Origin of the sequence: Aeromonas sp. QDB63, from assembly GCF_027707425.1 — a bacterium.
GTDB classification, from domain to species: Bacteria; Pseudomonadota; Gammaproteobacteria; order Enterobacterales; family Aeromonadaceae; genus Aeromonas; species Aeromonas caviae.
The window spans coordinates 49461-63244 of the sequence record NZ_JAPCIS010000026.1 but is presented as its reverse complement, the minus strand read 5'-3'; the positions used below and the strand labels follow the sequence as shown (position 1 = coordinate 63244).

The window sequence follows — 13784 nt, the reverse complement described above, 5'->3', positions numbered from 1 at the left end:
CTAAAAACTGGGAATAACGCCTTAAATGGCGAAGAAACGGTCTAAATAGGCTGATTCAAGGCATTTACGGGAGAAAAAATCGGCTCAAACATGAAGAAATGAAATGACTGAGTCAGCCGAGAAGAATTTCCCCGCTTATTCGCACCTTCCTTAGGAAATCTACTTTACCACGCAAACGATATGAAAATGAAAAGACACTACTCGGGTGTCTTTCTTATTGTTGGGTGTTGGAGCCAACTGGTTGGAGGCTATGACCCCTCCCCGCTTTGCCCCGTAGCCAAATCAGATCGGGGTGATGGCGGTGATATGGGCCGAACCATCCAGGGATTGGAAGATCTGCACCACGGCTTCCCCGTGGATCGGGTTGGGCAGCGGCACCATGGTTTTGCATTTGAAACGGTAACTGGTACGCCTGCTATCACTTGGGGGGATTTTGAAGGAGTGCTCCCTTCCCATCTTTTGATGCTGGACACAGTGGCACTTAACTTTCTGGGCATAACACTCGTGGATGGCCTTCAGAGGCTATGCAGCAAAGCCTTTCCTCTGCCCGGAGAAACCACAACCTGCCGCCGTGTGTGGATGCGATAGATGAGGTTCTGCCGATCGACTCGGGCACTCACCACGACAACATTGGCAACAGAGCCCTCACCCCTTCGCCAGGAGCAAAATTTTCTCGCAAACGATTGGAAAAAGAAAAGGCGCCTCAAGGGCGCCTTTTTGACAGTTTTGCGTTACCGCTGGGAGAGAGGCGTTAGCCGCTTATTCCCACGCCTTTTATTCCCACTCAATGGTTGCGGGCGGCTTGCCGGAGACGTCGTACACCACGCGAGAGATGCCGTTGATCTCGTTGATGATGCGGTTCGACACGTGGCCGAGGAAGTCGTACGGCAGGTGGGCCCAGTGGGCGGTCATGAAGTCGATGGTCTCGACGGCGCGCAGCGCAATGACCCAGTCGTACTTGCGGCCATCGCCCATGACGCCGACGGAGCGCACCGGCAGGAAGACGGCGAACGCCTGGCTGACCTGGTTGTAGAGGTCGGCCTTGCGCAGCTCTTCGATGAAGATGGCGTCAGCCTTGCGCAGCAGGTCGCAGTACTCTTTCTTCACTTCGCCAAGCACACGCACGCCCAGGCCAGGACCCGGGAAGGGGTGACGGTAGAGCATGTCGTAGGGCAGGCCGAGTTCGAGGCCGACACGGCGCACTTCGTCCTTGAACAGCTCGCGCAGCGGCTCCACCAGACCCATCTTCATCTCTTCCGGCAGGCCGCCGACGTTGTGGTGGGACTTGATGACGTGGGCCTTGCCGGTCTTGCTGGCAGCGGATTCGATGACGTCCGGGTAGATGGTGCCCTGGGCCAGCCACTTGGCGTTCTTGAGCTTCTTGGACTCGTCGTCGAACACTTCGACGAAGACGCGGCCGATGGTCTTGCGTTTGGCTTCCGGCTCGTCAATGCCCGCGAGGGCGGAGAGGAAGCGCTCTTCGGCGTCGACCTTGATGATGTTCAGGCCGAAGTGATCGCCGAACATGTCCATCACCTGCTGGCCTTCGTTCAGGCGCAGCAGGCCGTTGTCGACGAAGACGCAGGTCAGGCGATCGCCGATGGCGCGGTGCACCAGCATGGCGACCACGGAGGAGTCCACGCCGCCGGAGAGGCCCAGGATCACCTCGTCGTCACCCACCTGCTCGCGGATGCGGGCAACGGCGTCGTCGATGATGGTGGCCGGGGTCCAGAGGCATTCGCAGCCGCAGATGTCCTTGACGAAGTGTTCCAGCATACGGGCACCCTGACGGGTGTGGGTCACTTCCGGGTGGAACTGCACGCCGTAGAAGCGCTTGGCCTCGTCGGCCATGGCGGCATGGGGGCAGGTGGCGGTCTGGGCGATGGTGGTGAAGCCGGCGGGGATCTCGGTGACCTTGTCGCCGTGGCTCATCCAGACGTCCAGCAGGGCATTGCCGTTGTCGGCAATGGCGTCTTCGATGTTGCGCAAGAGGGCGCTGGTCTTGCCGGACTGGCCCAGCACTTCGACCTGGGCGTAGCCGAATTCACGCAGGTTGGAGGACTGCACCTTGCCGCCGAGCTGCTCGGACATGGTCTGCATGCCGTAGCAGATACCGAACACCGGCACACCGGCGTTGAACACGTACTCGGGGGCGCGCGGGCTGCCCGCCTCGGTCACTGATTCCGGGCCGCCGGAGAGGATGATGCCGCTCGGATTGAACTCGCGGATCTGCTCTTCGGTTACGTCCCAGGCCCACAGCTCGCAGTAGACGCCGATTTCACGGACGCGACGGGCGATGAGCTGGGTGTACTGGGAACCGAAATCCAGGATAAGGATACGGTGGGCGTGAATGTCTTTAGTCATTTTATTCCTGCATCAGGCTGATGTTGTCACAAAAAGCACGGGATAAAAAAAGGGTGGAAAAACGGGGCGCAGAGCCCCGTTTCATCAGCCCATCCGGTAGTTGGGGGCTTCTTTGGTAATGGTCACGTCGTGAACGTGGGACTCTTTCATCCCGGCGCCCGAGATGCGCACGAACTCGGCCTTGGTGCGCATGTCGTCGATGGTCGCGCTGCCGGTCAGACCCATGGAGGAGCGCAGGCCGCCCATCTGCTGGTGGATGATCTCTTTGAGGCGGCCCTTGTACGGCACGCGCCCTTCGATCCCTTCCGGCACCAGCTTGTCGGCGGCGTTGTCGGTCTGGAAGTAACGGTCGCTGGAGCCCTTGGACATGGCACCCAGAGAGCCCATGCCGCGGTAGGACTTGAAGGAGCGGCCCTGATAGAGCTCGATCTCGCCCGGCGCCTCTTCGGTACCGGCAAACATGGAGCCCACCATGACGCAGCTTGCGCCCGCGGCGATGGCCTTGGCCACGTCGCCGGAGAAGCGGATGCCGCCATCGGCAATCACCGGCACGCCGGTGCCTTCCAGGGCGTCGACGGCGTCGGAGATGGCGGTGATCTGGGGCACGCCCACGCCGGTCACGATACGGGTAGTACAGATGGAGCCCGGGCCGATACCGACCTTGACGGCGTTGACACCCGCTTCCACCAGCGCCTTGGCGCCAGCGGCGGTGGCGACGTTGCCGCCGATGATCTGCAGGTCAGGATAGGCTTCACGGGTCGCCTTGATGCGATCCAGCACGCCCTGGGAGTGGCCGTGGGAGGAGTCAATCAGCAGCACGTCCACACCGGCTTCCACCAGGGCGGCGACGCGCTCTTCGTTGCCGGCACCGGCACCGACGGCGGCACCGACCCGCAGACGGCCACGCTCGTCTTTACAGGCGTTGGGCTTGCGCTCGGCTTTCTGGAAGTCCTTCACGGTGATCATGCCCTTGAGCTTGAAGTCGCCGTTGACCACCAGCACCTTCTCGATGCGGTGCTTTTGCATCAGAGCCACCACCTCTTCACGAGGGGCCCCTTCACGCACGGTCACCAGACGATCTTTCTGGGTCATGATCTGTTCGACGGTCTGGGAGAGATCGATGACGAAGCGCACGTCACGGCCGGTGATGATACCCACCAGCTGGTTGCCGTCAGTCACCACGGGGTAACCGGCGAAACCGTTCTTGTGGCTCAGCTCCTTGATCTGGGCGATGGTCATGTCAGGGCGCACGGTAACGGGGTCGCTGACCACGCCGCTCTCGTACTTCTTGACCTTGCGCACTTCGGCAGCCTGCTGCTCGATGGACATGTTCTTGTGAATGAAGCCGATGCCGCCTTCCTGGGCCAGTGCGATAGCCAGACGGGCTTCGGTCACTGTGTCCATGGCAGCGGAGATCATCGGGATATTCAGCGTGATCGCAGACGTGAGCTTGGTACGCAGGTCGGCGGTATTGGGGAGAACAGTGGAGTGGGCTGGAACCAACAGTACATCGTCGAAGGTCAGCGCTTCTTTGGCAATCCTGAGCATGGCAATATCTCACCGTTGAGGAGTGGGGGTGTAAAATATTGCCGACAAATTTTACTCATGCATTGGGCAGTGGTAAAGAAGTTTTTTGAATTTTTTATGGCGTAGCCCGATTTAACGCCACCAACAGGGCAAAAAACCAATAAATTCAGCCGTAACCATGCCGTTTTTCCCGACAAGATGATCTTTTTTGCCGTTGAGCCCCTTTCTGCCGCCAGTCTCCCGGAACGGCCTTTTTTCCACTCACAGCCGTCAGCCAGACCGGCGGTCAGTTCCCCTGATAGCGGCCCGGCTTGTGCCAGTTCATCAGCATGGCGTTCATGGCCAGCGCACTCAGGGTTGACCAGAGCAGCAGGGGAAGCGGCAGGGTGAGCAGAGAGAGCGCAAACACCAGCACATCCAGCACCATCTGGCTCTTTCCTGCATTGATGCCGGTGCGCCGTTGCAGCCAGAGCGTCACCACGCCGGTGCCCCCCACGGAGGCATTGTGGCGCGCCAGAGACAAGACCCCCATGCCGAGGAAGGTTCCCCCCACCAGGGCGGCAAACAGGGGATGGACATAGCTCACCGTCAGCAGCAGCGGCACCGCCTGGGTGGCCGCCGAGAGGGCGACGTTGACGATCAGCGTCTTGAGGGTGAAGGCGCGCCCCATGGTGACGTAGCAGAACACCATGAAGGGCAGGTTCACCAGGAAGAAGAGCACGCCGATGGGCAGGGTGCTGACATGGGCGATCAGCAGGGCGATGCCCGCGATGCCGCCGGTGATCATGCCGGAACACTTGAGCAGATTGAGCCCCACGGCGATAAACATGACCCCGAGCACCATGCCGTAGACATCGTCCTTGAGGGTATGGGCCAGCCCCCTGCCCGCGGCCGCTGGCTGCATGGTCATTTCACCTTCCATATGACTCCTTAGATCCGATTTGATGGTGGCATCCGTTGCCCGACAACCAGGCCGCATTGGGGCTGATGGCGGCGACCCATTCACCTTGCCGTCCCAACCCCCAATCTTGCGCTCCCCCGCCCCCTGATGTCGCCATCATGGGGATGACAAGGCACAGCAAAAAGAGCGCCAATCAAAACAAGAGTCCGCGACACCATAAATAATCGGATTTAAATTCTGATAAATACGCAATGTGCAGACCGAATGCACTACTTCAGTGATCGGCCATCATGGTGGCGCAGCATGTTTACCCGAGTCACCGAGAAAGGCCTCGTGGTATCCCCTTCACAGTCCGGTTTTTCGGCAGATCATGTCGATACGATGCCGCTTTTCAGCATGGATGATGCCTGTCATGGGGTAAGCCCGAGGGCTATACGGCGTGTTTCTTCGGGGCGGGCTCCAGGGGCGGATGTGGATGGATCGCACCAATAAAGTGCAATTGCACCAATATAGATCAACCGAGTGGCACAGTTTGCCTTGCACCGCGGCGCAAAGGCGGTATGGGCACCGCTTTGCTCACTGCCATGAGCACTGCAATATGCAGAGCATGGAGTGACTCGGGCGGCGGATGCACCACTCCCCTTCCCTCTAGCCCCCTGCCCATGAGCGTGCTGGTCGCGAGTCCACAGGTCTGCCCATTCACCAGCCCCTCCGCAGCCAGAGTCCCATCAGGATGGGGCATCCATTCAGGCATAGGCAGAAGGCAGAATAAAAAAGTCGGCCCGAAGGCCGACTCGCTGCTCCCTGTGACAGGGCTTCCTTACTTGAGGTATTTGCCGTCCGCGCCCACCTTGCCCGGGCCGTTCAGTACCCAGACCCGCGCCGAATAGGCGGGCACCGCAAAGCTCAGGCTGCCGTTGCTGACGCTCTGGCTCGCACCGGTTACCGCGTCCGTGTAGGTGCCGTTCTTCAGGCCACTCAGGTTTATCTGCTGGGCCGAGTTGGCCGCAACGCCCACGGCAGCGTAGCTCCCTTGGGCGCTCAGATCACGCACGAAGCTGATGCCGCTCCCCCACTCGTTCACCTGGCTCATGGGCGCCTTTTGCAGGGCGGGCACCGCCTTGCGGATCTGGTTCAGGCGCTTGATGTGCTGATAGAGCGGGTGGCTCGGGGTGGCGGGGTTGTCCAGCACCTCCCCGTAGTAGGCACGACCGGTCTGATCCACCGTCATGGTGGCCCCGTCGATGTCCTGGGGCTTGCCCGCCTGGAACATCACCTCCTCCCCGTAGTAGAGGGTCGGGATCCCCCGCGCCGTCCAGAGCAGGTTGTAGGTCATGGCCGCATTCCCCTCTTCCCCGCCGTAGCGGTACTTGAAGTCATTGTCCGGCCCCACGTCGTGGTTCTGGAAGAAGGTGATGAGCTTGGTGGCATCCCCATAGACCCAGTCCATGGCGAAGATCCCCCCTACCCCGCCAAAGTTCCCCCGGGTGACGTTGTCACGGAAGGTGGAGAAGAGGGAGAAGTCCAGCACCGAGAGGCCTGAATCACCCCCTGCACGGGGATTGGCCGGGTTCGGCGTGGTGCGGGTATACCACCAGGGGCGGATCACCGCCGAGGCATTGTCGTTGGCGAGCTCAGAGCCCCAGCCGGTGCCCTTGACCAGGTTTTCGCCAAAGACGAACAGCCCCGGCTTGTGGGCCTGCCAGTCATGGACATAGGTCAGCAGTTCGTCCCGCTCGATGTGCTTCAAGGTATCGATACGGATGGCATCGACCCCCATGTCGAGGTACTGACGAATGGCGCCGTTGAGGTAGTCCTTGACGTTCTGGTTGCCGGTGGCGAGATCGATGCAGTCCCCCGCCATGTGCTTGCGCTGCAGGGCGAGCGGGCTCTCCCAGTCACCGCCTGACATGAAACCGTCCAGGTGATACCAGGCGGGATCCAGGGTCTGGGCGTCGATGCCGAAGAAGCGGTTTGGGTTGTAGCCTGCGCTCGGCACGGTGGCGCCGGTCTTGGGGTCTACCAGGGGCTGGGTGCCCGCCGGATCGGACTGGCAGCGGGCCTTGTACCAGTCGGGCGCCGCCGGGTTGTCGTCGTCACAGCGATTGGCGCTGGCGTAATCCCCGAGATTGCCCTGATAGGGACCATTGTTGATGAGCCCCTGGCTCGACCCCGCCGGTACGTAGTATTTGACGGGCAGGCGATCGATCCAGGTCTTGCCGCGCAGGCCGTACTGGCTCGAGTGGTTGAGCACCACATCCTGGATCACCTTGAGCCCCTTGGCGTGAGCCGCCTGGATGAACTCCCGGTAACCCGCCCCCGGCGACTCCAGACGGGGATCGACCCGGTAGAAGTCGTAGGCATGGTAGCCGTGGTAGTCGAGGCCGGAGCGGTTCTCCACCGGCGGCGTCACCCAGATGGCGGTGAAGCCGAGATCCTTGATGTAGTCGAGCTTGGCGATCAACCCCTTGAAGTCGCCACGCCACTGGGGATCCCCCGCTTTGTAGCGATCCCGGTTGTAGTAGTTGTTGCTGGCATCGCCATCATAGAAGCGGGCAGTCAGCAGGAAGTAGATGCTCTCGGCGCGAAAATCGCCGCTCGCCACCCCCTGCTCGCCGATACGGTACTCGAAGCGCTGCTCGCGCTGATTGCCGCTGGCGTCGATGGCAAAGGTGCGGATCACCAGATCGGTGCCGCTCCCCTTGTCACTCGCCACCAGGGGCTGGCCTGCATAGCGGGCCGATGCCGTGGTGGGCTGGCTGCCGTCCGTCGTGAAATGCACGGCGGGGGCGCTGTCCTGATCGTCGCTCACTCCCAGGGTGATGGACTGACTGTCCACATAACTCCCCGGAGACGGGGTGGCCGTCACCGTGGGGGCCTGCAGATCGGCCCCGGCCAGCGTCTCCACCTCGATGGCCTTGCGCAGGCTGTCAAAGCAGATGCGATAACTGGTGTTGGCGCTGACCAGGTAATCCTGGGCCGGATACGCCTCGCTCCAGTCCCCCTTGTGGTCAATCTTGAAGCGGGGGTTGTTGCTGCCAAAGGCCTGCTCGGTGCAGAAGGTGGTGCCATCCTCGCTGGTCATGGGGGTGAGCCCCCAGTTGTTGGCCGTGCCCCGGAAGTACCAGCTGTCGCTGCTCTGTCCTGCCCCGACCACCACACTCACGCTGCTGCTGCCCTTGGCGCCCTGATCGTCGGTGACAGTGAGGCCATAGGTGAAGGTGCCGGTCTGGGTGGTGTTGACGACGATGCTCTCCGTGGTCTCGCCGCTGCTCCACAGATAGCTCGCGATCTGGCCGTCGGGATCCGTGGAGTCGCTGCCGCTCAAGGTGAGCGACGCCCCCTGGGTCACGTTCACCGTCCCCCCCGGGGTGATGACCGCGAGCGGCGGCTGGTTGTCATCCCCGAGGGGGGTGATGCTGTAGGCCAGGGTCTGATCGTTGACCTGGATGCGCACCGTGCCCACGGCGCTCCAGAAGATGTCGCCGCCACTTTTCTCCAGCACGCCGTCGCCGTTGCTGTCGCCAAAGTTGACGGCCCAGTCGCCAGCCTGATCAAACTTGAGGCGCTGGCTCGCCTTGCCATCCAGGTAGGCTTCCACCTGCCACAGGTGATCCCCTACCAGGGTCATGGGGAGGCTGGCCCAGCCGTTGAAGGTGCCGCGCACGTTGAGCTGCGGCAAGGTGCTGGCAAACCCCGAAGCCTCGCAACTGGCCACCGCCGTCACGCTCACCGCCTGGGTGCTCGCGTTGATGCGGATCTGGTACGCCGTGTTGGCATTGACCCCGTAGTCGGCCGCCGGGTAGCTCTGCTGCCAGTTGCCGTACCTGTCTATCTTGAAGCGCGGGCCGCCGCTGGCATCCCCGCTCACGAAGCGCTGACAGGTATCAAAATTGACGCCGTCCGTCGACGTCATGGCGGTCGCCGCCCATCCATTCGCGGTGCCCCGGAAGAACCACTCCGCCGCCGTGCTCGGCGCCGTGATCAGGGTTCCCAACAATCCGGCCGCGAGTATCCATCTAGCCATTGATAGTCCTTTATTTTCATTGTTTGTGTGTGATGCCGGTGTGTCCCGGCATTCCCCCATCCGCAACGTCCCGCCTTCAGATGAGCCCGACCAGTCTAGAGTCCCCCATGGCCAATTAATGGCCAGCACGCGCAAAATGTGACCACTGTCGACCTCGTCATGGGCTGTATGTGATTGATAGCGCTTTCATTTCCTGGCGCAGAAGTGAGGGGCACCCCCATCGGGGAGAGCAAGATGGCCGCCCTCCGCGACCACCTCGGGCACAGGGTCAGCCCCTGCCTCCTGCACGGCGCCGTTGCCACCGGGGACACTTGCCCCCATGATGCAATCCCCCTTGCCATCTCGGGCAACAGGGCGGTTCATTCAGGGAGAAACGATGAGACCATCGGATTACGGGAGATTGCTCGCGCTGGCAGCCATCTGGGGTGCCAGCTTTTTGTTCATGCGCATCGCGGCGCCGGCGTTCGGCTCGGTCAACACCACCTTCCTGCGGGTCTTCTTCGCCCTCGTCGGGCTCGCCGCCATGCTCCTGCTGCTGCGCACCCCCATGCAGTTTCAGGGCAAGCTCAAATCCATCATGGTGCTTGGCATCATCAACTCCGGCGTCCCCTTCCTGATGTATGCCGTGGCGGCCCTCTGGCTGCCCGCAGGGTATTCCGCCATCCTCAACGCCACCACGCCCCTGATGGGCGCCCTCATCGGCTTCTCCTTCTTTCACGAGACGCTGACCTTGCGAAAGTGGGCCGGGGTCATGCTGGGGCTGGTGGGCATCGGGCTCATCACCACCACCGGGGAGGTCGACCTGAGCGGCCAACTGGCCATCGGGGTGCTGGCCTGCCTCATCGCCACCGCCTGCTATGGCTGCGCCGGCTTCCTGACGAGACGCTGGGTCACCGAGCGGGGAGGCCTGGACGCCAAACTGGTGGCCTTTGGCAGCCAGATAGGGGCCGTCCTCTTCCTGCTTCCCTTCTTCGGCTACACCCTGGCGACCGGCCCCGCCGTCGACTGGGCCCAGCCTGGGGTCTGGGCCAGCGTGCTGGCGGTCGGCTTCCTCTGTACCGCCTTCGCCTATCTTCTCTATTTCAGGCTGATCGCCGACATCAGCCCCCTGCGAAGCCTCACTGTCACCTTCCTCATTCCGCCCTTCGGCATCCTGTGGGGCTATCTGGTGCTGGGGGAAACCCTCACCGGCGGCTTCGTGTTCGGCGGCGCCGTGGTCTGCCTCGCGGTCTGGCTGGTGACCAGCCCCGCCAGAGCCGTCAAGTCGGCCAAGGCACAAGCCTAGGCTCCGCGTCATCTGCCGGGCCCATGGCTCGGCAGATGGGCGCAACTGGGGTAAGATGACCCCCATCGTTTCTCCCGCCCCGGCGGACACCACAGCAGGGCCAGCCTTGAATCACCTCGAACCCGCCAGTCAGAGCAGACAACAGCAGATCTTCACCGTCACCCGCCTCAACAGCGCCGTGCGCATGATCCTGGAGCAGGATCTGGGGCTGGTGTGGCTCACCGGCGAGCTCTCCAACCTGGCGATGCCAAGTTCCGGCCACTGGTACTTCTCCCTCAAGGACATGTCGGCCCAGGTGCGCTGCGCCATGTTCAAGGGCAACAACCGCCGGGTGCCGTTCCGTCCCCAGGATGGCATGCAGGTGCTGGTGCAGGCGCGAGTCTCCCTCTATGAACCCCGGGGCGACTACCAGCTCATCATCGAGTCCATGCAGCCCGCCGGGGATGGCATGCTGGCCCTGCGCTTCGAGGAGCTCAAGCGCCGCCTCGGGGCCGAAGGGCTCTTTGACGAAGGGCGCAAGCGCCCCTTGCCCCGGGAACCCCGCGCCGTCGGGCTGGTCACCTCCGCCACAGGCGCCGCCCTGCACGACATGCTGACGGTGCTTGAACGCCGCGCCCCGGACTTGCCCGTTTTCATCTACCCGACCCAGGTGCAGGGGAGCGCCGCCACCGCCCAGATCGTCTCGGCCATCATGCTTGCCAACCGCCGCGCCGAGGTGGATGTGCTCATCGTCGGACGCGGCGGCGGTTCCCTTGAAGATCTCTGGTGCTTCAACGAAGAGGCGGTGGCACGGGCCATCGCAGGCTCCGCCATCCCCGTGGTGAGCGCCGTAGGACATGAGGTGGACGTCACCATCAGCGACTTTGCCGCCGACCTTCGTGCCCCCACCCCCTCTGCCGCCGCCGAGCTGGTCGCGCCGGACAGGAGCACCCGCGCCCAGCGCCTCGTGCACCTGCGCCAGCGGCTCACCCAGGCCATGAGCCGTCACCAGGTCGCCGCCCGCCATGGCTTCGTCCTGCTGCAGAAGCGGCTCGATCATCAGGATCCCAAGCGACGGCTGGAGCAGCAGTCCCAGCGCCTCGACGAGCTCGACCGCCGCTTGCAGCAGCACCTGCGTGATCGCCTGCACCAGGGGGAGCGGCGCCTCGCGGGCCTCGCCATGCGCCTGCAGGCCAGAAGCCCCGAAAAGCGGCTGGCCATCGGCAAACGTCGTCACCAGCTGGCCGAGGAGCGCCTCCATGCCCTCATCGCAAAACGCCAGGATCTCGCCCGCCACCGCCTCGCCATGCTGGGAGCCCGCCTCGACGGCATCAGCCCGCTGGCCACCCTGGGGCGCGGTTACGCCATCGTGCGCACCCCCTCCGGGGAGGTGATCCGCCGCGCATCCCAGGTCAATGCAGGCCAGACCCTGATCACCACCCTCGCAGAGGGAGTGCTGCGGGTACGGGTGGACGAGGTCGACAACCGCTGACAAAAAGCGGGGGCCTGCACCAGGCCCCCGCCTCCTTTCTGTGCTCCGATAGCCCGTTATACCAGGGCATGACCGGCCATCTTGCCCGGGTGGCCGGATGGCTTCGCGCCCTCCTTGATCCCCCCCGGTGGATTGCACCTCAGATACTCGAACAACCCGGCCTGCAGATTGACGTTCCAGAAACGCCCCGCCAGGGTGAGGGCGAGACGATCGGCCGAGAGCCGTGCCAGCCCGTGTCGCTGCCAGGCCTCAAAGAGCGGCATCAGGTGGGAGACCAGCCCCTGTGGCAATTGCGACAACGCCAGCCATCCGGTATCGAGCCCCCCTCGCAGCAGCCCGTCGAGACGGGCATCGGGATTGGGCCTCATCACCATGCCGGGAGCACGCACGCCCCCCGCCTGCGCCTCGTGCCAGGGCGCCAGATCCCGGCCGTACATGAGGCCGTGGCCGTGAATGTTGCCCCCCGCCCCTGCGCCGAAGGGCAGGATCTCGGCGCCCCACTTGGCCATCTGGTTATAGCGGCTCTGCTCGGCATCGGTGCGCCGCCAGTGGCTGCAGGAGAGCCGCTCCCAGCCCCCCGCCTCCAGCGTCCGGGCCCCGTCGGCATACATGACTGCCCGCTGCTGGCCATCGGCGGCCCAGCCCAGGGTGCCTTTCTCGTCGGCGCGCGCCAGGTTGGTGCCCGCCATGGAGATGAGTTGATAGAGATCAACCCCGTGCACCCCGCTCGCCATCACATCCGCGATATCCTGGCGCCACACGGCCTCATCCTGCCCCGGCAGACCGAAGATGAGATCCGCCACGATCACCGCCTCGTTGTGGCGGGTCAGCGCCGCCAGCCGGGACAGCAAGGTCTCCCTGTCATCGAAGCGGGCCGCCTGCTGGCGCACGCGGGTATCAAAACTCTGCACGCCGAACGAGAAGCGGTTGAAACCGCCCGCCAGGGCCGTCTGCCACTTCTCGTCATCAAAGCCGTTGAGTCGCCCCTCCAGGGTCAGTTCCGCATCCACGGTCAGGGGAAAACGGCGGATGACGCTGGCCAGGCGGGCGAGATCGCCCGCCGCCATGTCGGTTGGCGTACCGCCCCCCACATAGACCGCCGAGAAAGGCCGGCTCTGGACAAGCGGCGTCTCGGCTGCCTGGCGCAGCGACCCGCAGAGTGCCTCCATGTAGCGGCTCATGCGCGCCGGATTGGCGCCGTTTTCGAAGAAGTTGCAAAAACTGCAGCGCTTGCGGCAAAACGGGATATGGATATAGAGCGCTCGGGCCTTGGCCTCGCTCTCCTGCTGCCACCAGGCTTGCCAGCCGGCATCGTCCAGCATCAGGGGGGCGGTCCCTCCCCGGCTGGCATGGGCCGACGTCTTGGCGGTGAAGGCGAATTTGAGGGGATCCGGGGTACAAAGCCCCGTCATGGTCGAAGAAAGCTGGAGAGTCGTCACTGGGTTACCCTGCGTAAATAACGCAAATGATAACGAATATCAGTTGCAGGTATTTGTGCTGGATCAAGTCGGGAAGGATTGAGCCGTCACTCTGTCCCCATCAGGGCAACAGCGCGTCAGGCAAGGAAAGCGTGAAACAACAAGGGAAGAGAGCCACTCTCCCACTGGAGAGTGGTGGCACACACAGGATCGGGCGGTTGATTCAAGGCTCCTGACGGGAGCGCCGCGCCGATACCGGCTGACGGGGGTCAGCCATTGCCGATGATGATGGCAACCCGGCGATTTTCCGCTCGCCCGGCAGCGGTCGCGTTGTCGGCGATGGGCGCCTCTTCTCCGCGGCCGCGGATATCCAGGTTCCCCTGTGGCATACCCACCGACACCAGGACATCGGCCACCGACCGTGCCCGCTTGAGGGAGAGTTGCTGGTTGTAGGCCTCATCACCGTTGGAGTCGGTATGACCGTCCACCCGGGCCCGGTTCAGTCCTACCTCAATCAGGGCCTTGCCGAGTTTCTCCACCACCTGGCGGGTCTCGGGGTTGAGGGCCCCCACATTGTTGGCGAACAGCACCTTGTTGGAGATATCCAGGGTCCATCCCTCGTCGGTCAGGTGAAATCCCTGCTCCTTCAAGGCGGCGATCTGCTCCGCCGTGAGCCCCTGGGGAGGGCTCTGGCACGCCGCCAGCACACTCAGCAACAGTGCCACCAGGCCCGCTTTGATCGGGTTCAACATGCGCATTCTTATCATCCTTTCACTATTTCCGGTTCAACT

Annotated in this window: 8 protein-coding genes; 2 read left to right on the top strand and 6 right to left on the bottom strand. The window is 63.1% G+C overall.

Features of this window, described 5'->3' with window-relative positions; translation table 11 throughout:
• Positions 1–774: 774 nt before the first annotated feature.
• The 4 genes from guaA to PG879_RS15295 all read right to left on the bottom strand — a co-directional run bounded on the left by guaA (position 775) and on the right by PG879_RS15295 (position 8819).
• Positions 775–2364 (bottom strand): glutamine-hydrolyzing GMP synthase, encoded by a 1590-nt coding sequence (guaA, locus tag PG879_RS15310; protein ID WP_010674550.1) that lies wholly within the window; start codon positions 2362–2364, stop codon positions 775–777.
• 84 nt (positions 2365–2448) lie between these two features.
• Positions 2449–3912, bottom strand: coding sequence for an IMP dehydrogenase (gene guaB / locus PG879_RS15305; protein ID WP_010674549.1), 1464 nt, complete (start codon positions 3910–3912; stop codon positions 2449–2451).
• Positions 3913–4177: 265 nt separating this feature from the next.
• Positions 4178–4813 carry a YitT family protein gene (locus PG879_RS15300; protein WP_010674548.1) on the bottom strand — a complete coding sequence of 212 codons (636 nt, stop codon included), beginning with the start codon at positions 4811–4813 and terminating at the stop codon, positions 4178–4180.
• Between the two features lie 799 nt (positions 4814–5612).
• Positions 5613–8819, bottom strand: a complete 3207-nt coding sequence (locus PG879_RS15295) for an alpha-amylase family glycosyl hydrolase (RefSeq protein ID WP_270830378.1) — start codon at positions 8817–8819, stop codon at positions 5613–5615.
• Positions 8820–9195: 376 nt separating this feature from the next.
• Between PG879_RS15295 and PG879_RS15290 the strand changes: the two genes are divergently transcribed.
• Entirely contained in the window at positions 9196–10104 is a 909-nt protein-coding gene (locus PG879_RS15290) for a DMT family transporter (protein ID WP_029314444.1), read from the top strand.
• Positions 10105–10210: 106 nt separating this feature from the next.
• Complete coding sequence (gene xseA / locus PG879_RS15285) at positions 10211–11575, top strand: exodeoxyribonuclease VII large subunit (protein ID WP_069651154.1); 1365 nt, start codon at positions 10211–10213, stop codon at positions 11573–11575.
• Positions 11576–11631: 56 nt separating this feature from the next.
• On the opposite strand, the gene hutW is transcribed toward xseA, so the two are convergent.
• Positions 11632–12987 carry a heme anaerobic degradation radical SAM methyltransferase ChuW/HutW gene (gene hutW / locus PG879_RS15280; RefSeq protein ID WP_270830379.1) on the bottom strand — a complete coding sequence of 452 codons (1356 nt, stop codon included), beginning with the start codon at positions 12985–12987 and terminating at the stop codon, positions 11632–11634.
• Positions 12988–13262: 275 nt separating this feature from the next.
• Positions 13263–13751 carry an OmpA family protein gene (locus PG879_RS15275; RefSeq protein WP_010674543.1) on the bottom strand — a complete coding sequence of 163 codons (489 nt, stop codon included), beginning with the start codon at positions 13749–13751 and terminating at the stop codon, positions 13263–13265.
• Between the last annotated feature and the right edge of the window lie 33 nt (positions 13752–13784).

Excerpts from the sequence above, each read along its gene's own strand:
- PG879_RS15290 (WP_029314444.1), top strand. The coding sequence starts at position 9,196 with ATGAGACCATCGGATTACGGGAGATTGCTCGCGCTGGCAGCCATCTGG.
- guaB (WP_010674549.1), bottom strand. The coding sequence starts at position 3,912 with ATGCTCAGGATTGCCAAAGAAGCGCTGACCTTCGACGATGTACTGTTG.
- PG879_RS15300 (WP_010674548.1), bottom strand. The coding sequence starts at position 4,813 with ATGGAAGGTGAAATGACCATGCAGCCAGCGGCCGCGGGCAGGGGGCTG.
- PG879_RS15275 (WP_010674543.1), bottom strand. The coding sequence starts at position 13,751 with ATGCGCATGTTGAACCCGATCAAAGCGGGCCTGGTGGCACTGTTGCTG.
- guaA (WP_010674550.1), bottom strand. The coding sequence starts at position 2,364 with ATGACTAAAGACATTCACGCCCACCGTATCCTTATCCTGGATTTCGGT.
- hutW (WP_270830379.1), bottom strand. The coding sequence starts at position 12,987 with ATGACGGGGCTTTGTACCCCGGATCCCCTCAAATTCGCCTTCACCGCC.
- PG879_RS15295 (WP_270830378.1), bottom strand. The coding sequence starts at position 8,819 with ATGGCTAGATGGATACTCGCGGCCGGATTGTTGGGAACCCTGATCACG.